The 22,753-nt window shown below is 63.9% G+C and carries 24 protein-coding genes; 21 read left to right on the plus strand and 3 right to left on the minus strand.

The genetic code is table 11. The annotated features are described in order from the left end of the window. Nucleotides 1-2: 2 nt before the first annotated feature. A complete protein-coding gene (locus KHO41_RS06655) occupies nucleotides 3-602 on the minus strand; it encodes a Maf-like protein (RefSeq protein ID WP_211952515.1) in 600 nt (199 codons plus the stop codon). Between the two features lie 168 nt (nucleotides 603-770). Between KHO41_RS06655 and KHO41_RS06660 the strand changes: the two genes are divergently transcribed. The 21 genes from KHO41_RS06660 to nagZ all read left to right on the plus strand — a co-directional run bounded on the left by KHO41_RS06660 (nucleotide 771) and on the right by nagZ (nucleotide 20,664). Continuing rightward, complete coding sequence (locus tag KHO41_RS06660; protein ID WP_211952648.1) at nucleotides 771-1,364, plus strand: DUF177 domain-containing protein; 594 nt, start codon at nucleotides 771-773, stop codon at nucleotides 1,362-1,364. A gap of 120 nt (nucleotides 1,365-1,484) precedes the next feature. Next, on the plus strand, nucleotides 1,485-1,664 hold the full coding sequence (rpmF, locus tag KHO41_RS06665) for a 50S ribosomal protein L32 (protein ID WP_008644820.1): 180 nt from the start codon (nucleotides 1,485-1,487) through the stop codon (nucleotides 1,662-1,664). A gap of 150 nt (nucleotides 1,665-1,814) precedes the next feature. Next, entirely contained in the window at nucleotides 1,815-2,891 is a 1,077-nt protein-coding gene (plsX, locus tag KHO41_RS06670) for a phosphate acyltransferase PlsX (protein WP_211952516.1), read from the plus strand. 53 nt (nucleotides 2,892-2,944) lie between these two features. Further along, complete coding sequence (locus KHO41_RS06675) at nucleotides 2,945-3,925, plus strand: beta-ketoacyl-ACP synthase III (protein WP_211952517.1); 981 nt, start codon at nucleotides 2,945-2,947, stop codon at nucleotides 3,923-3,925. Between the two features lie 68 nt (nucleotides 3,926-3,993). Further along, nucleotides 3,994-4,923, plus strand: coding sequence for an ACP S-malonyltransferase (gene fabD, locus KHO41_RS06680; protein WP_211952518.1), 930 nt, complete (start codon nucleotides 3,994-3,996; stop codon nucleotides 4,921-4,923). Nucleotides 4,924-4,949: 26 nt separating this feature from the next. Then, nucleotides 4,950-5,699 (plus strand): 3-oxoacyl-ACP reductase FabG, encoded by a 750-nt coding sequence (gene fabG / locus KHO41_RS06685; protein ID WP_211952519.1) that lies wholly within the window; start codon nucleotides 4,950-4,952, stop codon nucleotides 5,697-5,699. Nucleotides 5,700-5,868: 169 nt separating this feature from the next. Further along, nucleotides 5,869-6,108: an acyl carrier protein gene (gene acpP / locus KHO41_RS06690; protein ID WP_008644813.1), complete on the plus strand. Its 240-nt coding sequence runs from the start codon at nucleotides 5,869-5,871 to the stop codon at nucleotides 6,106-6,108. 195 nt (nucleotides 6,109-6,303) lie between these two features. After that, nucleotides 6,304-7,536 (plus strand): beta-ketoacyl-ACP synthase II, encoded by a 1,233-nt coding sequence (fabF, locus tag KHO41_RS06695; protein WP_211952520.1) that lies wholly within the window; start codon nucleotides 6,304-6,306, stop codon nucleotides 7,534-7,536. Between the two features lie 636 nt (nucleotides 7,537-8,172). Further along, complete coding sequence (gene rpoE / locus KHO41_RS06700; protein ID WP_211949023.1) at nucleotides 8,173-8,772, plus strand: RNA polymerase sigma factor RpoE; 600 nt, start codon at nucleotides 8,173-8,175, stop codon at nucleotides 8,770-8,772. A 110-nt stretch (nucleotides 8,773-8,882) separates the two neighbouring features. Then, nucleotides 8,883-9,521 carry a sigma-E factor negative regulatory protein gene (locus tag KHO41_RS06705; protein ID WP_211952521.1) on the plus strand — a complete coding sequence of 213 codons (639 nt, stop codon included), beginning with the start codon at nucleotides 8,883-8,885 and terminating at the stop codon, nucleotides 9,519-9,521. An 8-nt stretch (nucleotides 9,522-9,529) separates the two neighbouring features. Continuing rightward, entirely contained in the window at nucleotides 9,530-10,609 is a 1,080-nt protein-coding gene (locus KHO41_RS06710) for a MucB/RseB C-terminal domain-containing protein (protein ID WP_211952522.1), read from the plus strand. A gap of 118 nt (nucleotides 10,610-10,727) precedes the next feature. Then, the gene (locus tag KHO41_RS06715) at nucleotides 10,728-12,224 is read left to right on the plus strand and encodes a DegQ family serine endoprotease (protein WP_211952523.1); all 1,497 of its coding nucleotides are present in this window, start codon (nucleotides 10,728-10,730) and stop codon (nucleotides 12,222-12,224) included. A 309-nt stretch (nucleotides 12,225-12,533) separates the two neighbouring features. Continuing rightward, a complete protein-coding gene (gene lepA / locus KHO41_RS06720) occupies nucleotides 12,534-14,327 on the plus strand; it encodes a translation elongation factor 4 (protein WP_211952524.1) in 1,794 nt (597 codons plus the stop codon). Between the two features lie 92 nt (nucleotides 14,328-14,419). Beyond that, nucleotides 14,420-15,319 carry a signal peptidase I gene (lepB, locus tag KHO41_RS06725; protein ID WP_211952525.1) on the plus strand — a complete coding sequence of 300 codons (900 nt, stop codon included), beginning with the start codon at nucleotides 14,420-14,422 and terminating at the stop codon, nucleotides 15,317-15,319. Between the two features lie 45 nt (nucleotides 15,320-15,364). Beyond that, a complete protein-coding gene (locus KHO41_RS06730; protein WP_211952526.1) occupies nucleotides 15,365-15,775 on the plus strand; it encodes a DUF4845 domain-containing protein in 411 nt (136 codons plus the stop codon). Between the two features lies 1 nt (nucleotide 15,776). Then, nucleotides 15,777-16,547 carry a ribonuclease III gene (rnc, locus tag KHO41_RS06735; protein ID WP_211952527.1) on the plus strand — a complete coding sequence of 257 codons (771 nt, stop codon included), beginning with the start codon at nucleotides 15,777-15,779 and terminating at the stop codon, nucleotides 16,545-16,547. Next, the gene (era, locus tag KHO41_RS06740; protein WP_211952528.1) at nucleotides 16,544-17,479 is read left to right on the plus strand and encodes a GTPase Era; all 936 of its coding nucleotides are present in this window, start codon (nucleotides 16,544-16,546) and stop codon (nucleotides 17,477-17,479) included. The genes rnc and era overlap by 4 nt, the downstream gene beginning before the upstream one ends. A gap of 5 nt (nucleotides 17,480-17,484) precedes the next feature. Next, on the plus strand, nucleotides 17,485-18,360 hold the full coding sequence (gene recO, locus KHO41_RS06745; protein ID WP_211952529.1) for a DNA repair protein RecO: 876 nt from the start codon (nucleotides 17,485-17,487) through the stop codon (nucleotides 18,358-18,360). Between the two features lie 37 nt (nucleotides 18,361-18,397). Further along, nucleotides 18,398-19,180 (plus strand): pyridoxine 5'-phosphate synthase, encoded by a 783-nt coding sequence (gene pdxJ, locus KHO41_RS06750; RefSeq protein ID WP_011298405.1) that lies wholly within the window; start codon nucleotides 18,398-18,400, stop codon nucleotides 19,178-19,180. Beyond that, nucleotides 19,177-19,599, plus strand: a complete 423-nt coding sequence (acpS, locus tag KHO41_RS06755) for a holo-ACP synthase (RefSeq protein WP_211952530.1) — start codon at nucleotides 19,177-19,179, stop codon at nucleotides 19,597-19,599. The genes pdxJ and acpS overlap by 4 nt, the downstream gene beginning before the upstream one ends. Before the next feature lie 15 nt (nucleotides 19,600-19,614). Then, nucleotides 19,615-20,664 (plus strand): beta-N-acetylhexosaminidase, encoded by a 1,050-nt coding sequence (nagZ, locus tag KHO41_RS06760; protein ID WP_211952531.1) that lies wholly within the window; start codon nucleotides 19,615-19,617, stop codon nucleotides 20,662-20,664. 95 nt (nucleotides 20,665-20,759) lie between these two features. On the opposite strand, the gene efp is transcribed toward nagZ, so the two are convergent. Both efp and earP read right to left on the minus strand, forming a co-directional pair. Continuing rightward, nucleotides 20,760-21,320, minus strand: coding sequence for an elongation factor P (gene efp / locus KHO41_RS06765; RefSeq protein WP_211952532.1), 561 nt, complete (start codon nucleotides 21,318-21,320; stop codon nucleotides 20,760-20,762). Nucleotides 21,321-21,558: 238 nt separating this feature from the next. After that, nucleotides 21,559-22,722: an elongation factor P maturation arginine rhamnosyltransferase EarP gene (gene earP / locus KHO41_RS06770; protein ID WP_211952533.1), complete on the minus strand. Its 1,164-nt coding sequence runs from the start codon at nucleotides 22,720-22,722 to the stop codon at nucleotides 21,559-21,561. Between the last annotated feature and the right edge of the window lie 31 nt (nucleotides 22,723-22,753).

Consider the following 22,753-nt stretch of genomic DNA (forward strand, 5'->3'; position numbering starts at 1 on the left):
GCTCATGCGGCAAAGAAGGGGTAACCGGCCTGGCGCAGCATCGATGTGAGCGCGATCAGCGGCAGGCCAACCAGCGCGGTCGGGTCATCCGACTCGACGCGCGACAGCAGTGCAATGCCCAAGCCTTCCGACTTGGCGCTGCCGGCGACATCGTACGGCTTTTCCAGGTGCAGGTAGGCGTCGATTTCGGCATCGGTGAGGTCGCGCATGGTGACGCGGGTCTGCACATCGGCAAGCTGCGACTGGCCGGTTCGGCCATCGAGCAGGCAGAGTGCGGAATGGAATGTGGCCGTGCGGCCGCGCATCAGGCGCAGTTGTTCCAGGGCTTTGTCGTGGGAGCCGGGCTTGCCCATCTGGCGGCCGTCCAGCGTCAGGACCTGGTCCGACCCGATGATCAGGGCGTCCGGGTGCCGTTGCGCGATGGCTTGGGCCTTGTTCAGCGAGAGCCGCAGCGCGGTGGCTTCCGGCGATTCGCCGGCGAGCGGGGTTTCGTCGATATCGGGCACCGCCACCTCGAAAGGCAGGCGCAGCCGTTCAAGCAACTCGCGCCGGTAGGGAGAGCTGGAGCCCAGGATCAGCCTGGGAAGCGGTGTTGAAGTCATAAGTGATTGAAGCGGAACAGGAATTCCATGGGCAATGCAGGCAAGCCCTTTGACCACAGAGCAGTTTTCATCTTATAATCGCGCGTTTTGCTGCATCCGAATATCGGATGCCTTGCTGCCTGACGGGTGGCGGGCCCCGGGTGTAGCGAGCCAAGCATGAGCAGCAATATGACCCAGCCGATCGACCTGCGCGAGCTAGATCTCTTTGCGTTCTGCCGCAAAGGCAGCAGCGCAACCGGCCAGGTGGCGGTGCGGGATTTGCCGCGCATCTTAGCCGAGACGGCCGCGCAAGCGCCAGCTTCGGCGCCCGACGAGGTATTTACCTATACGGCTGCCGGGTCGGCGCATGAAGAGGCCACTGAGCCCGGCGCGCCGATGGCGCAGCGCCTGTTCCTGGAACTCGCAGTGAACGGCCAAGTCTGGCTCGATTGCCAGCGTTGCCTGGCAGCCTATGCCGAGCCTGTTGCCACGTCGATGCGCTTCGAGGTTTTCTCCAGCGAGGAAGCGGCCGATGCCGCACCGATGGACGACGACGCACTCGATGCAATCGCGGGCTCGAAGCGCTTTTCGTTGCTGGAACTGATTGAAGACGAGGTGTTGCTGGCACTGCCGACAGCACCCAAGCATGCCGTCTGCCCGACTGTGCACGAGAGTCTCGTGACGGGCGCGGACGGTGAGGTGGAGCCCGAGGCTGCACCCGAAGAAGAGGAAAAGCGGCCATCGCCCTTCGCGGCGCTGGCCGGCCTGAAGACCAGGCACTGATGCCGCGATGCGGCACGACGCAAGGTCTTGCAGGTAGTGGTTGAAGCGTCCGGCCGGGCCCCGGCTACGCCTAGTGCAGGATGCGTGTGTTAATATTGAAAAATTCTCGAAGGAGTCATCATGGCTGTTCAACAGAACAAGAAGTCGCCGTCCAAGCGCGGCATGCATCGTTCGCACGACCATCTGTCGGTCGCCCCGCTGGCCGTTGAGCCGACCACCGGCGAAACCCACCTGCGTCACCACGTGAGCCCGAACGGCTACTACCGTGGTCGCAAGGTCATCAAGACCAAGAACGACTGATCGCTTCGTTCGGCGTGACATTGCGTCTCGCTCGCGCATGCCTGTAGATCAGAAACAAAAAAGCGGCAAGATCGTTGCCGCTTTTTTGTTGGGCGCTCGGGACGCGCACCGGCCTTCGCCGGCGCCGATCCGTAATCCGTATCCGGAACAATGACGATCAAAATCGCTATCGACTGCATGGGCGGCGACCACGGCGTTTCCGTGACTGTCCCGGCAGCGATCAGTTTTCTTTCCAGCCATGACGATGCCGCGGTGGTGCTGGTCGGCTTGCCCGACGCCATCCAGGCGCAGCTGAAGAAGCTGCACGCGCAGCATCATCCGCGCGTCAGCGTCGTGCCGGCAACCGAGGTCATCACCATGGATGACCCGGTGGAAGTGGCGCTTCGCAAGAAGAAGGATTCCTCGATGCGGGTCGCTGTGACCCAGGTCAAGGAAGGCCTGGCGGGCGCCTGCATTTCGGCGGGCAACACCGGGGCACTGATGGCGGTATCGCGCTATGTGCTCAAGACGCTCGAGGGCATCGAGCGGCCTGCCATCGCTACCACCATTCCGAACGACAAGGGCTGGGGCACCACAGTGCTGGATCTCGGCGCCAACGCCGACTGCGAGCCCGAGCACCTGTTGCAGTTCGCGCGCATGGCCGAGGCCATGGTGGCCGTGGTGGACCACAAGGAACACCCGACCGTAGGCCTGCTCAACATCGGCGAAGAGGTCATCAAGGGTAATGAGGTGGTCAAGCGCGCGGGGGAACTGCTGCGTGCCTCGGAACTCAATTTCCACGGCAACGTGGAAGGCAACGACATCTTCAAGGGCACGACCGATATCGTCGTCTGCGACGGCTTCGTCGGCAACGTGGCGCTCAAGAGCACCGAAGGCCTGGCGAAGATGATCGGTGGCATGATCAAGGAAGAATTCACGCGTTCCTGGTTCACCAAGCTGCTCGCCGGCATTGCCATGCCGGTGCTGTCGCGCCTGGCCAAGCGGCTCGATCCGGCGCGCTACAACGGCGCCTCGCTGCTCGGCTTGCGCGGCCTGGTGATCAAGAGCCACGGGTCGGCCGATGCCCATTCTTTTGAATGGGCGATCAAACGCGGGTATGATGCCGCCAAGAACGGCGTCATCGAACGCATAGCAAGGGCATTTGCCGACAAGACCAGCGCTGCGGGCGCTGCGCCGGCCAGCCCGGAGACAGCCCCGACCCCGCACCCCAGCACCCGCGCCGCCTGATGCATCGGGCCGGCGCCTGAGGCTGCCATACGGACAAATCGATCCGACACTACATGACCAAGTACGCAAAAATCATCGGTACCGGGAGCTACCTGCCCCCGCGGCGTGTGACCAACCAGGATCTGACGGCACAACTGGCCGAGAAGGGCATCGAGACCAGCGACGAGTGGATCTTCTCGCGCAGCGGCATCTCGGCGCGCCACTGGGCCGACCCGGACGTGGCCAGCAGCGACCTGGCGGTCAAGGCGGCCGAGCAGGCGATCGAAGCGGCAGGCATCGATCGCCAGAGCATCGACCTGATCCTGGTGGCGACGTCGACGCCGGACTTCGTGTTCCCGAGCACCGCGTGCATCATCCAGAACAAGCTGGGCATCAATAACCAGTGTGCCGCCTTCGACCTGCAGGCAGTGTGCTCGGGCTTCGTGTATGCGCTGGCCACGGCTGACAAGTTCATCCGCAGCGGTTCGCACCGCAATGTGCTGGTGATCGGTACCGAAGTGTTCTCGCGGATCCTGGACTTCAACGATCGCACCACCTGCGTGCTGTTCGGCGACGGTGCCGGCGCGGTCGTGCTGTCGGCTTCCGACGAGCCTGGCATCCTGTCGACGGCCATGCATTCCGATGGCAGCCACGTGGGCATCCTGTGCGTGCCGGGCAATGTCCACGGCGGCGCCATCGCGGGCAATGCGTTCCTGCACATGGACGGTCAGGCGGTGTTCAAGCTCGCCGTGACCGTGCTCGACAAGGTCGCGCGCGAAACCATGGCGGCGGCCGAGATCCAGCCCGAGCAGATCGACTGGCTGATTCCCCACCAAGCCAATATCCGCATCATGCAGGGCACCGCGCGCAAGCTCGGCCTGCCCGCCGAGCGCATGATCGCGGTCGTGCACGAACACGGCAATACTTCGGCCGCTTCGATTCCGCTGGCACTGGATGCCGCGGTGCGCGACGGTCGTATCCGTCCCGGACACACCGTGCTGCTGGAAGGCGTAGGCGGCGGCTTCACCTGGGGCGCTGCGCTGGTGCGCATGTAACGACAGCCGGCGCGGCGGGCGAGACCGGCCGCGCGGCTACCGGTATTCAAATCTAGGATTGCACTCCGATGAAATTTGCATTCGTATTTCCTGGCCAGGGCTCGCAGTCGGTCGGCATGCTCAATGCGTTCGCCGACAACGCCGTGGTGCGCGCGACCCTGGAGGAAGCCTCGACGGCACTCGGTCAGGATATTGGCCGTATGATCGCCGAAGGTCCGGCTGAAGAGCTGAACCTGACCACCAACACGCAGCCGGTCATGCTGACCGCCGCGGTGGCGGTCTACCGCGCGTGGCTCGACGCTGGCGGCCCGGTGCCCGCCATGGTGGCTGGCCACAGCCTGGGCGAATACTCGGCACTGGTCGCGGCCGGCGTGATCCCGTTCGCCGAAGCCGTGCCGCTGGTGCGTTTCCGCGCACAAGCCATGCAGGAAGCGGTGCCGGTGGGCCAGGGCGGCATGGCCGCCATCCTCGGCCTGTCCGACGATGACGTCCGCGCTGCCTGCGCTGAAGCATCAGCCGCTGGCGTGGTCGAGGCCGTGAATTTCAACGCGCCGTCGCAAGTTGTGATCGCCGGCAGCAAGGCTGGTGTCGAAAAGGCCTGTGAAGTCGCCAAGGCCAAGGGCGCCAAGCGTGCGCTGCCGCTGCCGGTGTCCGCACCGTTCCACTCGTCGCTGCTCAAGCCGGCATCGGACCGTCTGCGCGAACGCATGGCCGGCCTGACGTTCTCGGCACCGACCATTCCGCTGGTTAACAACGTGGACGTCGCCATCGTCAACGATCCGGAAGCGATCAAAGACGCGCTCGTGCGCCAGGCCGCCGCGCCGGTGCGCTGGGTGGAGTGCGTGCAGAAGATGGCCGCCGAAGGCGTCACGCACGTGATTGAATGCGGCCCGGGCAAGGTCCTGGCTGGCATGACCAAGCGTATCGACGGCAACCTGACCGGCGGTGCGGTTTTCGATCCGGCCTCGCTGCAGGAAACCCTGGCGCTGCTGAAGTAAGCGATCGCAAGAAAAGGATAATTCGCATGACCAAACTTCTCGAGAACCAGGTCGCACTGGTCACGGGCGCTTCGCGTGGCATTGGCCGAGCCATCGCGCTGGAACTGGCGCGTCAGGGCGCCACTGTGATCGGGACCGCCACAAGCGAGTCCGGTGCAGCCGGCATCACCGATTACCTCGGTGCCGATGGCCTGAAGGGCAAGGGCGCAGTGCTGAACGTCAATGACGCGGCAGCGTGCGACGCGCTGATCGACGAAATCGTCAAGACCCACGGCGGCATCGGCGTGCTGGTCAATAATGCCGGCATTACGCAAGACCAGCTCGCCATGCGCATGAAGGACGAGGACTGGGTCGCGGTGATCCAGACCAACCTGACTTCCGTGTTCCGTCTGTCGCGCGCGGTGCTGCGCCCGATGATGAAGGCACGCCAGGGCCGCATCATCAACATCACTTCGGTGGTCGGCTCGGTGGGCAATCCCGGCCAGATGAACTACTCGGCCGCCAAGGCCGGCGTGGCGGGCATGACCCGTTCGCTGGCAGCGGAAATCGGCAGCCGGAACGTGACCGTCAATTGCGTCGCGCCCGGCTTTATCGATACCGACATGACCAAGGCGCTGTCCGAAGAGCAGCATGCTTCGCTCAAGCAGCAGATTCCGCTCGGCCGCCTGGGTCAGCCGGAAGATATTGCCAACGCGGTCGCTTTCCTGGCTGGTCCGCAAGCCGCCTATATCACCGGCACCACGCTGCATGTGAACGGCGGGATGTACATGAGTTAATGGTTTTTTGGGTAGACATTTCGGAGAAGAAGCCGAAAGAAGCTGCCTGAAGTCGTAGTTTTCCGAACCAATCGGGCGCGATTCTTGCAAAGCTTGGCAGGCGGCATTTCTGACGCCCCAAACCTGCTAAAATGCGCCCACTTTTTGTCGAACTTCCCTGGAGGGTTACATGGACAATATCGAACAACGCGTCAAGAAAATCGTGGCAGAACAGCTTGGCGTGGCCGAGGCAGACATCAAGAACGAATCGTCGTTCGTGAACGATCTCGGTGCGGACTCGCTGGACACGGTTGAACTCGTGATGGCGTTGGAAGATGAATTCGGCATGGAAATTCCTGATGAGGAAGCCGAAAAGATCACGACCGTGCAGCAGGCAATCGACTACGCCACCGCGCACGTCAAGGCCTAAGCCAGTCGTTTCTGAATTCCGAGCCACAGAAGGCGGGTGGGCGCACCGTTCCGGTAGCGCCTTGCTGTTTTCTGTGGCTTTCGTCTGTTCGAAGACGCAGAATCAAGACACGTACCGCGCACCGCTGACCCCCGGGTCCGCGTTCTTGGCGGTACGTGTCCCTGATCCTGCATCACGCACCCGTAGGAAATCATAGTGAGCCGTCGTCGCGTCGTTGTCACTGGGCTTGGCCTTGTGTCTCCGGTCGGAAACACGGTTGCCGAAGGCTGGGCCAACCTGGTTGCCGGCAAGTCCGGTATCGCCACCGTCACCAAATTCGATCATTCCGCGCTTTCCGTGCACTTTGCCGGTGAAGTGAAGGGCTTCAATGCCGAGGATTACATCCCGGCCAAGGAAGCCCGCAATATGGATACGTTCATCCACTATGGCATTGCTGCCGGCGCCCAGGCGCTTAAGGACAGCGGCTATGAGGTGACCGATGCCAATGCGGAGCGCATCGGCGTGCTGGTCGGCTCGGGCATTGGCGGCTTGCCGATGATCGAGGACACGCATGCCACGCTGACCGAGCGTGGTCCGCGCCGTATTTCGCCGTTCTTCGTGCCGGGATCGATCATCAACATGATCTCGGGCCACCTGTCGATCATGCACGGCCTGAAGGGCCCGAACCTCGCTGCGGTGACGGCTTGCACGACCGGCCTGCACAGCATCGGCCTCGCCGCCCGCCTGATTCAGGCCGGCGACGCCGACGCCATGCTGGCGGGCGGTGCCGAATCGACCGTGTCGCCGCTGGGCATCGGCGGTTTCGCAGCCGCGCGCGCCCTGTCGACGCGCAATGACGATCCCGCAGCCGCTTCGCGCCCGTGGGACAAGGACCGCGACGGCTTCGTGCTGGGCGAGGGCGCCGGCGTCATGATGCTCGAAGAGTACGAATCGGCGAAGGCGCGCGGTGCGCGTATCTATGCCGAACTCGTGGGCTTCGGCATGAGCGGCGACGCGTTCCACATGACTGCGCCGAACATGGACGGCCCGCGCCGCTGCATGGTCAACGCACTGCGGGACGCGGGCATGAACGCGGACCAGGTGCAGTACCTGAACGCGCACGGCACGTCGACGCCGCTTGGCGACAAGAACGAAACCGACGCCATCAAGGCGGCCTTCGGCGATCACGCCTACAAGATGGTGGTGAATTCGACCAAGTCGATGACCGGCCACTTGCTGGGCGGCGCCGGTGGCCTGGAATCGGTGTTCACCGTGCTGGCCCTGCATAACCAGGTGTCGCCGCCGACCATCAACATCGATAACCAGGACCCGGAGTGCGACCTGGACTACGTGGCCAACACGGCGCGTGAAATGAAGATCGATGTGGCCGTGAAGAACAACTTCGGCTTCGGCGGTACCAACGGCACGCTGGTCTTCCGTCGCGCCTGATTCGGTGCCACGGAAACGCCTCGCCGGCTCCCGACTCGGCGGGCTTCATCGCTTGCGGTGGGCCCTGCTCGTGTTCTGGGCGGGCGAGGGGATTGCCTTCGGCCTGCTGGCCCGGATGTGCCTGAGTGCAATCACGCCTCGTGGCTTGGCCGGCAGCGTCTATCCTTTCCTGATTTGTACCGCCTGGCTCGGTCTCTGTGTCCTGCTTGGATGGGCCACGCGTCACTGGTGGTCGTGGGCCGGCCAGTCTTGTTCCGCGGTGTTGCCATCGCTGCAGCGCTACGGCATGCCTCGCGTGGTAGTGCGGCGGTCCGACGCCAGCAGTGAAACTGCGGTCGTGACGGGCAGCTGGAACATCGGCGGCATCCTGTTCCTGAGTCTGGCGCAAGGCCCCGGCAAACGCCGCGGACTCCTGGTGTTGCCGCTCCAGGCGCGATCCCACCGAGTGCTACGGGCTGCGCGGCTTGCACTGGCGGTTGCACGAGAGGTGCAACCCTCGCAAGGCAATAGGGAACGTTATTGTTAGCCAGCGGTCACAGCATGCACTTTCAAGCACTGGCCGATCGCAGTTCGTAGGTAAAATACAACGTTCGTCGTGACGACCAAACCAAGAGATACACTGCAGGTGAACCATACGTGAGCGAACGCGAAGCCGATCAGCTCCTAGTTGAACGCGTCCAGCAGGGCGACAAGCGGGCCTTTGAGCTGCTGGTGGCAAAGTACCACCGGAAGATCATCCGCCTGATTTCGCGCCTGGTGAGAGATCCCGCCGAAGTCGAGGATGTGGCGCAGGATGCCTTTATCAAGGCATATCGTGCCTTGCCCCAATTCCGCGGGGAATCCGCCTTCTACACATGGCTGTACCGGATCGCCGTGAACACGGCCAAGAACTATCTGGCTACGCAGGGACGGCGACCCGAGGCGTCCAGCGACATCGATACGGAAGAGGCTGAAACTTTTGCGGACGGTGAGCAACTAAGGGATATCAATACGCCGGAGTCGATGCTTCACACGCGCCAGGTCGCCGAAACGGTGAACCGCGCGATGGAGGCGCTACCGGAAGAGTTGCGTACCGCCATCACCTTGCGTGAGATCGAAGGCCTCAGCTATGAGGAGATCGCGGAGGCGATGGGTTGCCCGATCGGCACGGTGCGCTCGCGCATCTTCCGTGCGCGTGAGGCGATTGCTGAAAAATTGCGCCCGCTGCTGGGAACGGCAGAGGGCAAGCGATGGTAGTGAGAAGAATGTCGTGCGGCCAGCGTTGCAGCCTATTCCTGCATCGATAAGCGACAGCAAGTGACGGGATTATCGGTGTTCAATGGAATTGGAATGTCTTGGGGTGGGAAATGGGTCAGGCTCATAAGCAGTCGGTTCATGTAGTGGAAGCGGCGGAGCAAATCTCCGTCCTGATGGATGGCGAGTTGTCGCCGCACGAGGTCGATCCCGTACTGGCGCTCGCGAAGAGCGAGCCTGGCATGGAGAACTGGACCGTGTTCCAGATGATCGGCGATACGCTGCGGTCGGAAGAGTTGAGCCATGCGGGTTCGACAGGCGATTTTCTCGCCCGCTTCTCGGCGCGCCTCGATGACGAGCCGCACGTACTGGTGCCTGCCGTGGCCCAGGCCGCGGGCATGCGACAGCGCCTGCTGGTGCGCCCTTCGTGGGTGCGGCGCGTGATGCCGGGCACCGCGATTGCCGCGGCAGTGGCGGCTGTGAGCTGGGTCGTGGTTCCCCAGTTGCGCGGACCTTCCGACCTGGGTACGCCTGACGCCGTGGTTGCGCGCGTCGAGCAGCCCGTCGCCGCCAAGGCCGCAGCCGCGAACATCGTTACCGTCGCAGCCGAAAACGCCCAGATGATCCGCGATCCGCGGCTGGACGAATACCTGCGTGCCCACCGCACGTCCGTCGCAACGGAGGCATTCGTGCCGACCATGCGTACGGTCGCCAACGGTGCCAATTTCTCTCAGGACAATTCGCAGGAATAATGCCGGACATGCACAAAGGATGGTCGCCCGCCAGCGTAGCGGGCGCACCGAGAATGGGGGGCCTGCGTAGGTCCTTTTTTCTGGCCTTGTGTCTGAGCGCGGCGGCGGCCACAGCCCAGCCCTCGGACAGTTCGCTGAACCGGCGCGACGCGTCCGCCTGGCTCAGCAAGATCCACCGTGCAGCGCAGCGCGAAAACTATGTCGGCACGCTGATCTACCAGCGCGGCAGTGTGATGCATGCGTCGAAGATCCAGCACTACAGCGATCTCGTGCACAACGAGTACGAGCGGCTTGAGACGCTCGACGGCAAGCCGCGCGAAGTGCTGCGGCAGAATGACGTGGTGCACAGCCTGATTCCCGAAGCCAAGCTCGTGGTGGTCGAGAAGCAGGAAGCCAAGGACCGCTTCCCGGCGCTGCTGGCCACCAACAAGAGCGACGTGCTCGATCTCTACGAGATGCGCAAGCTCCCGGGCGAGCGCGTGGCCGGCGTGGAGTGCGAGGTGTTCTCGCTGGAGCCGCACGATGCGGCTCGCTACGCCGTACGCTTGTGGGCCGAAAAGAATTCGGGCCTGCTGATGCGGGCGCAGACGATCGGCGACGGCGGCAAGGTGCTTGAGCAGGTCGCCTTTTCGCAGGTCGACATCGGCGTGCCGTCGGACAAGCAGCGCATCCTCGGCGCCATCAAGAACTCCAGCTCCTGGAGTCACTATGAGGTCACGTACCAGCCAACCAACGTCGCGGACGAGGGCTGGAACATTGCGGTGCCGCTGAAGGGCTTCCAGAAGATCCGCGAGGTGCGCCGCCCGCTCGGTGAACTGCGCGCGCCCGCGCAGGGCAGCGGACGCGGTCAGGTGTTCGAGGTGCTCCAGGTCGTCTACAGCGACGGGCTGACTGGCTTGTCGGTGTTTATCGAGCCGGTTTCCGAGCAGCGCGTGCGCCGCGAGGGCGTCGCGTCGCTGGGCGCTACGCAGGTCGTGGTCCGCCGCATTGCGGACTACTGGATTACAGTGGTGGGCGAAGTGCCCGCCAGCACGGTGCGGCAGTTCGCGTCGGCCGTGGAATATCGCCCTCCCAAGGCGTTACACTGAGCGCTGCGAAGTGCCGGATACGGGGCTCGCAAGCCCTGCATACGGTGCTTCCGTGCGGGCTTCCTGCCGCCTTGTTTCAGTCGCTACTTCATCATTTGCTGAATCCCGGGAGTTGTCGATGACGTTCAGATCCCCAGCCCTGGCGCGTGCCGTGGTCATGGCTGCCATATTGATTCTCGGCCCGGCGGTTGCCGAAGTGGGCCACGCCCAGGCCGCCGCATCCAACTACAACCTGCCCGACTTCACCGACCTGGTGGAGAAGGCCAGCCCGGCCGTGGTCAACATCCGGACGACCGAGCGCGTCCGCTCGCGCGGTGGCCCGGGCGGCGATGACGACGAGATGGCCGAATTCTTCCGGCGTTTCTTCGGGGTCCCGATGCCGGGCTCTCCGACGCCGGGTGCCCCGAATGCACCGCGCCGCGGCCAGCCGCCGCAGGGCGAGGAGCAGAGCCGCGGCGTCGGTTCCGGCTTCATCATTAGCCAGGACGGCTATGTGATGACCAACGCCCACGTGGTGGCCGACGCGGAAACCATTTATGTCACGCTGCCCGACAAGCGCGAGTTCAAGGCCAAGCTGATTGGCTCGGACAAGCGCACCGATGTGGCGCTGATCAAGATCGAGGCGACCGGCCTGCCGAAACTGGTGCTTGGCGATTCCGACAAGGTCCGTGCGGGCGAATGGGTGCTGGCGATCGGTTCGCCGTTCGGCCTCGACAACAGCGTGACCGCCGGCATCGTGTCCGCCAAGGGCCGTGATACCGGTGACTACCTGCCGTTCATCCAGACCGACGTGGCGGTCAACCCCGGCAATTCGGGCGGCCCGCTGATCAACCTGCGTGGCGAGGTCATCGGCATCAACTCGCAGATCTACAGCCGCAGCGGTGGCTACATGGGCATTTCGTTCGCGATCCCGATCGACGAAGCCATGCGCGTCACCGAGCAACTGAAGACCTCGGGCCGCGTCACGCGCGGGCGCATTGCGGTGGCGATTGGCGATGTGACCAAGGAAGTGGCTGATTCCCTCGGCCTGGGCCGTGCCCGTGGCGCGCTGGTCGGCAGCGTGGAGCCGGGCGGTCCGGCGGAAAAGGCCGGCATCGAGCCCGGTGACATCATCCTGAAATTCAACGGCCGGGAGATCGAGAAGGCGTCCGACCTGCCGCGCATGGTGGGCGACACCAAACCGGGCACGCGCGTGCCGTTGCAGTTGTGGCGCAAGGGCGCGACGCGCGATGTGTCGATCACCGTGACGGAACTTGAGCCGGAAGCCCGTGCGAAGGCGCGTAATGCCCCGTCATCCAAGGACGACGCCAGTGCGCAGGCTGCCAAGCCCAACGCGTTGGGCCTGATTGTCAACGACATTCCCGACACCCGCCTGAAGGAACTCAAGGTGCGATCGGGCGTGGAGGTCGAGGTCGCGGATGGCCCGGCCCTGCGTGCAGGCATTCGTCCAGGCGACATCATCCTGCGGCTCGGCGATACCGACGTGACTGGCGCGCGCCAGTTCAATGACCTGGTGAAGGGGCTGGACAAGAGCCGCATCGCCGCCGTGTTCGTGCGCCGTGGCGATGCTACCCAGGTCCTGACGCTGCGTCCGGGGGCGACCGCCGCCCGCTGACCGCGGTCATGCTGCTGCTCACGGGGAACGATCCTCGTGGGCTTTGCCAAGACTTCCTCGATGTCGTGGCCCTCCGGGTGTGGCTTGCGCCGCAACATGCGGCCGAACGGCCACTTCCGATCGCACCTGAGCGGCCGGAAGTCATTGAAAATCCGGTAAAATTCCAGATTGGCGCAAAATCCGCGCCCCAAGACCCGCGGCCTCGACGTGGGGGCCCCGGGGGGGCGCCCGGGGGGGCCCCCCCACGACGGGGCCGTTCACGAATCCGCTGCGCCCGCGCGAAGTCGCCGGCGCCTGCCTGAAGACTAGATGGACCACATTCGCAATTTCTCGATCATTGCCCATATCGACCATGGGAAATCCACGCTGGCCGACCGGATCATTCAGCTGTGTGGGGGGCTGTCCGATCGCGAAATGGAGGCCCAGGTCCTCGACTCGATGGATATCGAGAAGGAGCGCGGCATCACGATCAAGGCGCAGACTGCCGCGCTGACCTACAAGGCGCGCGACGGCAAGGTCTACAACCTGAATCTGATCGATACGCCGGGACACGTCGACTTCAGCTACGAAGTGAGCCGGTCGCTGTCGGCGTGCGAAGGCGCGCTGCTGGTGGTCGATGCTTCGCAGGGTGTCGAAGCACAGACCGTGGCCAACTGCTACACGGCCATCGAACTCGGCGTGGAAGTGGTGCCGGTGCTGAACAAGATCGACCTGCCGCAGGCTGATCCGGACAACGCCATCCAGGAAATCGAGGACGTCATCGGCATTGACGCGCAGGACGCTACGCCGTGCTCGGCCAAGACCGGCCAGGGCGTGGAGGACGTGATCGAGGCGCTGATCGCCAAGGTGCCCCCGCCCAAGGGCGACGCCAGTGCGCCGCTGCAGGCGCTGATCATCGACTCGTGGTTCGACAACTATGTCGGCGTGGTCATGCTGGTGCGCGTGGTCAATGGCACGCTGCGTCCGAAGGACAAGGCGCTACTGATGGCCACCGGTGCGCAGCACCTCGTGGAGCAGGTTGGCGTGTTCTCGCCGAAGTCGGTGCCGCGCGATTCGCTGACTGCGGGCGAGGTGGGCTTCGTCATCGCCGGCATCAAGGAACTGAAGGCCGCCAAGGTCGGTGACACCATCACGACCGTGCCGCGCAAGGCCGAGGCGCCGCTGCCGGGCTTCAAGGAAGTCAAGCCGCAGGTGTTCGCCGGCCTGTATCCGGTCGAGGCGAACCAGTACGAGGCGCTGCGCGAATCGCTCGAGAAACTGCGCCTGAACGATGCCTCGCTGATGTTCGAGCCGGAAGTGTCGCAGGCGCTGGGCTTCGGCTTCCGCTGCGGCTTCCTGGGCCTGCTGCACATGGAAATCGTGCAGGAGCGCCTCGAGCGCGAGTTCGACATGGACCTGATCACGACGGCACCGACCGTGGTGTACCAGGTGCAGATGCGCGACGGCACCATGGTGACCGTGGAAAACCCGGCCAAGATGCCCGACCCGAGCCGCATCGAGGCCATCCTCGAGCCGATCGTCACGGTGAACCTGTACATGCCGCAGGAATATGTCGGCTCGGTGATCACGCTGTGCACGCAGAAGCGCGGTACGCAGATCAACATGAGCTACCACGGCAAGCAGGTGCAACTGACCTACGAAATCCCGATGGCGGAAATCGTGATGGATTTCTTCGATCGCCTGAAGTCGGTGTCGCGCGGTTATGCGTCGATGGATTACGAGTTCAAGGAATATCGCCCCTCCGACGTGGTCAAGGTCGATATCCTGATCAACAGCGACAAGGTCGATGCGCTGTCGGTGATCGTGCACCGCTCCAACTCGCAATACCGCGGACGCGAAGTGGCCGCGAAAATGCGCGAAATCATTCCGCGCCAGATGTATGACGTGGCAATCCAGGCCGCCATCGGCTCGAATATTATTGCGCGCGAAAACGTCAAGGCGTTGCGCAAGAACGTGCTGGCCAAGTGCTATGGCGGCGATATCAGCCGCAAGAAGAAGCTGCTCGAAAAGCAGAAGGCCGGCAAGAAGCGCATGAAGCAGGTCGGTACCGTCGAGATTCCGCAGGAGGCCTTCCTGGCGATCCTGCAGGTCGACGACAAGTAAGCGGTTTCGCAAACAGGAACGGGGCTGCCGCGCCTGAGGCGCGGCGGTAGTAGAAGAGGCTGTAGCAAGACATCCAAGAACCAGAAGCCGTCATGAATTTTGCACTGATCCTTTTTGTGCTGGTGGTGATTACAGGTATCGCGTGGGTTGCGGACAAGCTCGTATTCGAGCGGCAACGGCGCGCCTCAGCGCGCCTTGCGCTGGCCGAGTTCGATTCGCGCCAGTCGGACCTGCAGGGCCGCTTCGGTTCCGGCGAGATCGATTCGACGCGCAAGCGTCTGGCAGAGGAAAAGCTGCGCCAGCCGTGGTGGCTGGAGTATTCGGCGAGCTTCTTCCCGGTGATCCTGGCCGTGTTCGTGCTGCGCTCGTTCGTGGTCGAGCCGTTCAAGATTCCGTCCGGCTCGATGATTCCCACGCTCCTGATCGGCGATTTCATCCTGGTCAACAAGTACGACTACGGGATTCGCCTGCCGGTGGTGAACAAGAAGATCGTCGACGTCGGCGAGCCGCAACGCGGCGACGTCATGGTGTTCCGCTACCCGAAAGACCCGTCGCTCGATTACATCAAGCGCGTGATCGGCCTGCCCGGCGATGTGGTGCAATATTCGAACAAGCATCTGACCATCAACGGCAAGCCGGCTGACTACACGCCGCTGCCCGATTATCTGGATGAGGAACGCCTGGCGTATTCCAAGCATTTTCGGGAGAAACTACCCGGCGGTGTGGAGCACGGCATCCTTAACGATGTGGATCGACCGGCATTTGTCGCCGGTGCCGATCCGGATTTCCCGTTCCGGGAAAACTGCACTTACAATCAGCAGGGTGTGACCTGCAAGGTGCCTGCAGGTCACTATTTCGTGATGGGTGACAATCGCGACAACAGCCTGGATTCCCGTTACTGGGGATTCGTGCCGGACGAGAATATCGTCGGCAAGGCGTTCGTGATCTGGATGAACCTCGGCAATTTTGGGCGCGTCGGTTCATTCAAATAACACCTGCGCGGCGCAGAACACTCAACTAGAAAGAGGGAAGCGCAAATGGGTCAGACGGGTCAATTGGGTCGGGTCGGGAATAATAGCCGGTGGCGTGTTGGCCCCGGCCGGCAGCCGGCACGGGGATTTTCCTTGTGGACGCTGCTGGTGGTGATCGTATTCGTGATCGGCATTGCCTTGCCGGCGCTCAGGGCGATACCAAGCCTGACCGAGTATTTCTCGGTCAAGCGTGCGGCAAGCTACGCCAAGCAACGTGCCACCAACAAGCGTGAGGTGGTGGAGTATTTTGACAAGCAGGCAACCATCGACCGGATTGCCGCGGTGAAGGGGGAAGACCTCCAGATCCTCGAAAATGAGAACGGAACGATCCAGTCGGTCGATTTTGCCTACCGGACTGAAGTGCCGGTCTACGGTCCACTAAGCTTACTGATTACCTATTCGGGAACGCAGCACTGATATGAACCTCGACGCCTTGCAGCAACGCCTCGGCTACCGTTTCAGCAAGCCTGAGTTGCTGCAGCAGGCGCTGACGCACCGCAGCCACAGCGCCCAGCACAACGAGCGCCTCGAATTCCTGGGCGACTCGGTGCTGAACTGCGCCGTGGCCGACATGCTGTTCGGCATGTTCGGCAAGCTGGATGAAGGCGACCTGTCACGCGTGCGCGCCAACCTGGTCAAGCAGCAGGCGTTGTACGAGATCGCCCAGATGCTGCAGTTGTCCGAGGCGCTGCGCCTGGGCGAGGGCGAACTCAAGAGCGGCGGCTTCCGCCGCCCGTCGATCCTTGCCGATGCGCTCGAAGCCATCGTCGGCGCGGTGTTTCTCGACGCCGGCTTCGAGGCCGCGCGCACGCTGATCCGCAAGCTGTATATCCCCATCCTGGAGCAGGTCGATCCGCGCACGCTCGGCAAGGATGCCAAGACGCTGCTTCAGGAATACCTGCAGGGCCACAAGATCGCCCTGCCTCAATATAACGTAATCGCCACTCACGGCGCCGCGCACAGCCAGCAGTTTGAAGTCGAGTGCATGGTGCCTAAACTGGAAGTCCGGGTGTTCGGCACCGGCGCCTCGCGCCGTGCGGCGGAGCAGGCGGCGGCCAAGCTGGCGCTCGACGAAGTCCAGAAGCTCGTGCCGCAGTTGCTCAAGCGCAGCCGCGCCGAGCGCACCGGCAAGACCCGCAAGCAGCCGGTACCGCCGGACCCACAGTTGTCTCTCAGGTTGAAGGAATGACCGAATCCCATGATCCGCAGCAGCCTGCTGCGGATACCCAAGCCAAGGCGTTTCGCTGCGGCACCGTGGCCATTGTCGGCCGTCCCAATGTCGGCAAGTCCACGCTGATGAATGCGCTGGTCGGCCAGAAGATCAGCATCACGTCGCGCAAGGCGCAGACCACGCGCCACCGCCTGGTCGGCATCCAGACCACGGATGACGCGCAGTATGTCTTCGTCGACACGCCAGGTTTCCAGACCCGCCATGCCAGTGCGCTGAACCGTTCGCTCAACCGCGCGGTCACGTCCACGCTGTCGTCGGTGGACCTGGTGCTGTTCGTCGTGGAAGCCGGGTATTACGGCGCTGACGACGAAAAGGTGCTGGCGCTGCTGCCGAAGAACACGCCGGTGCTGCTGGTGACCAACAAGCTCGACCGCGTGACCGACGACCGCGCCGGGGTGATGATGCCCTTCCTCGAAAAGATGGGCCAGCTGTTCCCCTTCCGCGAAGTGGTGCCGATGTCGGCCAAGACGCGCGACCATATCGCGCGCCTGTTCGAGATCATCCGGCCCTATCTGCCGGAAGGCGAGCCGATGTACGACGCCGACGCGATGACCGATCGCAGCGAGCGTTTCCTGGCTTCGGAAATCATCCGTGAGAAGGTGTTCCGCTGGACCGGCGACGAACTGCCGTACACGAGCACCGTCATCATCGACAAGTTCGAGACGGAAGGGCGCCTGCGCCGCGTGTTTGCCACGATCCTGGTCGAGCGCGACGCGCACAAGGCCATGATCATCGGCAACAAGGGCAGCAAGCTCAAGCAGATATCCACCGAGGCGCGCCTCGATATGGAAAAGCTGTTCGACGGCAAGGTCTACCTGGAAATGTGGATCAAGGTGAAGAGCGGCTGGGCCGATAACGAAGCCGGACTGCGCGCATACGGCTACGAGTGAGCAAGATGCCTGACTTCGCGCGTGGGCCTGCCAAGGCTCGCCGCGCCGATCCGGTCGTGGACGAGGCCGCCGAGCTGCTGGACAGCCGTGCGCTGCCCGGCATGGCCGATGCCGCCGGCCGCGCGATGATGGACCGCGCGATGCGCATCGTGCCCGCGCGCAGCGAAACCCGCGTGTCGGAGCAGCCGGGCTTCGTGCTGCATGCCTGGCCGTATCGCGAAACCAGCCTGATTCTCGATGTCTTTACGCGCGACCATGGACGCCTGTCGATGGTCGCCAAGGGCGCCAAGCGGCCGCATTCGTCGCTGCGTCCTGTGCTGCAGCACTTTCATCCGATTTCCCTGTCATGGAGCGGGCGCGGCGAAGTCAAGACGCTGACGCGCGCCGAATGGGTGGGCGGCATGCCGCCGCTGGCTGGCGATGCGCTGCTGTCCGCGTTCTACCTCAATGAACTGCTGATGCGGTTCTGCCCGCGCGAGGACGGCCATCCGGCGCTGTTCCGCCATTACATGGCCACGCTTACGCGCCTGGCGCACGGCGAGGCCGCGGGCCTGGTGCTGCGCAGCTTCGAGCGTGTGCTGTTGCAGGAAACCGGCTTTGCCGTCGCCTTCGACCAGTGCCTGAGCACCGGGGAGCGCGTGCAGCCGCATCTGGACTATGTCTACCAGCCCGAGCGCGGTGTGCGCAGGGCCCAGCCGAGCGATCCTTCGTCGTGGCCCGTGGTGTCGGGCCAGACCTTGCTCGACATGGCGCAGGACGATTACGGGCGCGCGCAGACCGCTCTGCAAAGCCGCGCGCTGATGCGCTTCCTTCTGCATTATTATTTGCAGGGAGCGCCGCTCAAGACGCGGCAGATTCTGATCGACCTGCACTATCTCTGACCCGCCGGGCAGCCGGCCCACCGCTGATTCCGCAAGCATGATCTTCCACGCAAATCCGGGCGTCATCGACCTCGGCATCAACATCGACCACGTCGCCACGCTGCGCAATGCGCGCGGCACGGTGTATCCCGACCCGATCGAGGCAGCATTGCAGGCCGAAGAAGCCGGCGCGGACCTGATCACGCTGCACTTGCGCGAAGACCGCCGCCATATCCGCGATGCTGATGTGCGCGCGCTGCGCCCACAACTCGCCACGCGCATGAACCTGGAATGCGCCATCACGCAGGAGATGCTCGACATCGCCTGCGAGATCCGGCCGCAGGACGTCTGCCTCGTGCCCGAGCGGCGCGAGGAGGTGACGACCGAAGGCGGGCTCGATGTGGCAGGCCGCTTTGGACAGGTCAGTTCCGCTTGCAAGCAGCTCGCCGCCGCTGGCATCCGTGTATCGCTGTTCATTGACGCCGATGCCGACCAGATCGCCGCCGCTGCGGCCTGCGGTGCGCCGGTGATCGAACTGCATACCGGCCGCTATGCCGATGCGCATACGCCTGACGAGCTGGCCATCGAATTCCGCCGCGTTGCCGACGGCGTCGATGCCGGCATCCGCCACGGCCTGGTCGTGAACGCGGGCCACGGCCTGCATTACACGAACGTGCAGCCGATTGCGGCGCTGGCGGGCATCAAGGAACTCAACATCGGCCACGCGGTCGTCGCGCATGCGGTGTTCGTGGGCTGGCAGAATGCTGTGCGCGAGATGAAGGCCATCATGGTGGCCGCGCGCCTCGGCACCCGTTACCCCGCTGCGGGCAAGCCGGCGTGATTTACGGCGTCGGCACCGACATCATCGAGATCGCGCGCGTGCAGGGCGTGATGGAACGCACGCGCGGCCGCTTTGCCGAAAAGGTGCTGGGGCCCGATGAGCTGGCCAAGTACCACGCGCGCAAGGCACGCTCCGAGCGGCGTGGCCTGGCGTTCCTGGCCACGCGCTTTGCGGCGAAGGAGGCCTTCTCCAAGGCAATCGGCCTCGGCATGCGCTGGCCGATGACCTGGCGCGCCATGGAGCTCATGAATCTGCCGTCCGGCGAGCCGACCCCGATCTGCCATGGCGAACTCGCACAGTGGATTGCGGAACGCGGCATCACCGTGCGTGTCAGTGTCAGTGACGAACATGACTATGCGGTTGCCTTTGCAATCGCCGAGCGGGGCGGCCATGCTGCCGTCCCGGAAAATCCAGCCTAGCCTCGAACAAATTCCATGATCAAGAAGATTTCCGGCAAACGGCCGGGACCGGTGGTACTCGACGTCGTCGGCAAACAGCTCGACGCCGAAGACGCACGCCGCATTGCGCACCCGCTGACCGGCGGTGTCATCCTGTTCGCGCGCAATTTCGAATCGCGCGCGCAATTGCTGGCGCTGACGCGTGCGATCCGCGCGGTGCGTGAAGACGTGCTGATCTGTATCGACCACGAAGGCGGCCGCGTGCAGCGCTGCAAGACCGATGGCTTCACGCATCTGCCAGCGATGCGAAAGCTCGGCGAACTGTGGGAACGCGATGTCCTGGCTGCCACCAAGGCAGCGATCGCGTGCGGCTATGTACTGGCCGCCGAACTGCGCGCATGCGATATCGACCTGAGCTTCACGCCGGTGCTCGATCTCGACTATGGCCGCAGCGCCGTGATCGGCGACCGCGCTTTCCACGCCGATCCGCGCGTGGTCACCATGCTGGCGGGCCACCTGAACCATGGCCTGTTGCTGGCCGGCATGAGCAACTGCGGCAAGCACTTCCCCGGCCACGGCTACGTGGAAGCGGACTCGCATGTTGCGATTCCCGTGGACGAGCGTTCGCTGGAAGACATCCTCGCGCAGGACGCGCGCCCGTACGACTGGATGGGCCTGTCGCTGTCGTCGGTCATGCCGGCGCACGTGATTTACCCGAAGGTCGATCCGAACCCGGCAGGTTTCTCGCGCTTCTGGCTGCAGGACATCCTGCGCACGCAGCTTGGCTTCGAGGGTGTGATCTTCAGCGACGACCTGAGCATGGAAGGCGCCAGCGTGGCGGGCAATGTCACGCAAGCCGCGCGCGCCGCGCTTGACGCGGGGTGCGACATGGTGCTGATCTGCAATCACCCCGAGCGTGCCGACCAACTGCTGACGGAGCTCGATGTGAACATCGGCAAGACTTCGCAGCGCCGCATCCGCAAGCTGTTCGCGCGCCGCAAGCCGCTCGACTGGAACAAGCTGCAGCAGGAGGGCGAATACCGTTCTGCGCTGCGCCTGCTCAAGGACCATGATCTGATCGCCTGAGCGCGCGACGGGTTTGCGCCAGACGACAAAAAAGGCAGCCGAGGCTGCCTTTTTTTATCACCGGCTCCGCCACGGAGGCGGAGCGGGCCGTGCGCTTAGTTGGCGCGGCTGCGGTATTCGCCGGTACGCGTGTCGATTTCGATCTTGTCGCCGATGTTGCAGAACAGCGGCACTTGCAGTTCGAAACCGGTGTTGATCTTGGCGCCCTTCAGCACCTTGCCCGACGAGGTGTCACCCTTGACGGCCGGCTCGGTGTAGACGATCTCGCGGACCAGCGTGGTCGGCATTTCGACCGAGATGGCCTTCTCGTTGTAGAACACCACTTCCACGGCCATGCCGTCTTCGAGGTAGTTCAGCGCGTCGCCCATGCTGTCCCCCTCGACTTCGAACTGGTTGTAGTCGGTGTCCATGAACACGTACATCGGGTCGGCGAAGTACGAGTAGGTGCATTCGCGGCGCTCCAGCACCACGACTTCGAACTTGTCGTCAGCCTTGAACACCGACTCGCCCGGGGCTTCGGTGAGCAGGTTCTTGTACTTCATCTTGACCACGGCGGCGTTGCGGCCCGACTTGTTGTACTCGGCCTTTTGCACAACCATCGGAGCGCCGTTCATCATGAACACGTTGCCGACGCGGAGTTCCTGTGCGATTTTCATCTGAACTGTTTTCCTGAAAAAGAAAGTCTCGGAAATTGGTATGGCGAGGGTTGGCGGAGGCGCCGTGCAGGCAGCCTGTCGCTACCGGCTGCGCGCCTGGTGGGCCCTTGCCCACGCGCTCTTGACCCCGTGCTCAGTGTTCGCTCAGGTTCCCGCACCGCGGCGCGCGCATTGCATCGCTGCCGGCTGGTGACGGGGAGCCTTGGTTACCCGGCCCGGTCGCCATCAAATCAACCCGCTATTTTACCCGATTTTCGCAGAACGCCACGAGATTTGCCGCCAGGTCGCCCAATCCGAGCAGGCGCGCCTGCCATTGCTGCGCGGCTTGCGTCAGCGCGGGCAGTTTGCTGCGCAGCGCGGCCCAGTCGGGTGCATTGCCGTACGCATTCCACGCGTGCCAGAAAGCCGTCAGCGCTTGCGCGGCCCCGGCGTCGACACCGCTGCGGCGGAAGAGCGTGAGCCAGGCGTCGAGTTTGTCGTGGTGCGCGTCCTCGTCCTGCGGGTAGATATGCCATACGAGTGGCCGGGCCGCCCACTGCGCACGCACGAAGGAATCTTCTCCGCGCACGAAGTTGAGGTCACAGGCCCACAGCATCTCGTCGTAGTGCTCCTGGCGCACGAACGGCACGATATTGACCTGCAGGTTGCCGCGCGTGACGACCTTGCCCGGCACGGCGGCTTCTCCCGACCATGCGGCCAACTGTTCGGCCGCGAGCCCCTGGGGGATCAGGCACTGGACCGGCTCCGGGCCGTCGCGCCATTGTTCGAGCAGCACGGGCAGTGCGGGATTCTGGTATGAAAACAGGCTGATCTTCAGCGCGCTGCCGTCAGGCGTCGCACGCAGCCGGTGCCACAGCGCGGCCTGTGCGGCCGGTCCGGCGAGGAAAGTGCTGCGCTGCGCGCCGAGCATCGATTCGCGCAACAGGCCGCCGGTGCCGCGTTCGAATCCCGGGAAAAAGAAGTGCTTGACCAGCGGCAGCCGCGGATGCGGCGATGGCATGCCGTGGTGCTCCCGCACCCATGGCTCGGCACTCAGGTATTCCAGGTTGATCCATGCCGGCGCAAGTTCGCGCGCCACCATGCGCGCCAGGAACGCATCGGGCAGATGGCAAGCGAACGCTTCGATGACGGCGTCGTGTACGGCGACGTCTGCAAACCGTGCCCGGTCGTCCGCATCGCCGCCCGGACGCCATGTGCGGATCTCCACCCCAGACAGATGCTGGCTGCGGGCGGTCGTGTCGAGCGTCGGCGCGAGCCGCGCGAAGCTGTGCAGGTCATCGACCCACAGGCGCACGGCATGGCCGTGTTCCTGCGCAAGCTGGCGCGCCAGGCGCCAGCAGACGCCGATGTCGCCGAAGTTGTCGATGACGGTGCAGAAGATGTCCCAGGAACGGATTGGCATGTCAGGCAAGGCGGGTAAAGCAGGGTGGGGC

It is taken from the genome of Cupriavidus numazuensis (assembly GCF_905397435.1).
Taxonomy (GTDB): domain Bacteria; phylum Pseudomonadota; class Gammaproteobacteria; order Burkholderiales; family Burkholderiaceae; genus Cupriavidus; species Cupriavidus numazuensis.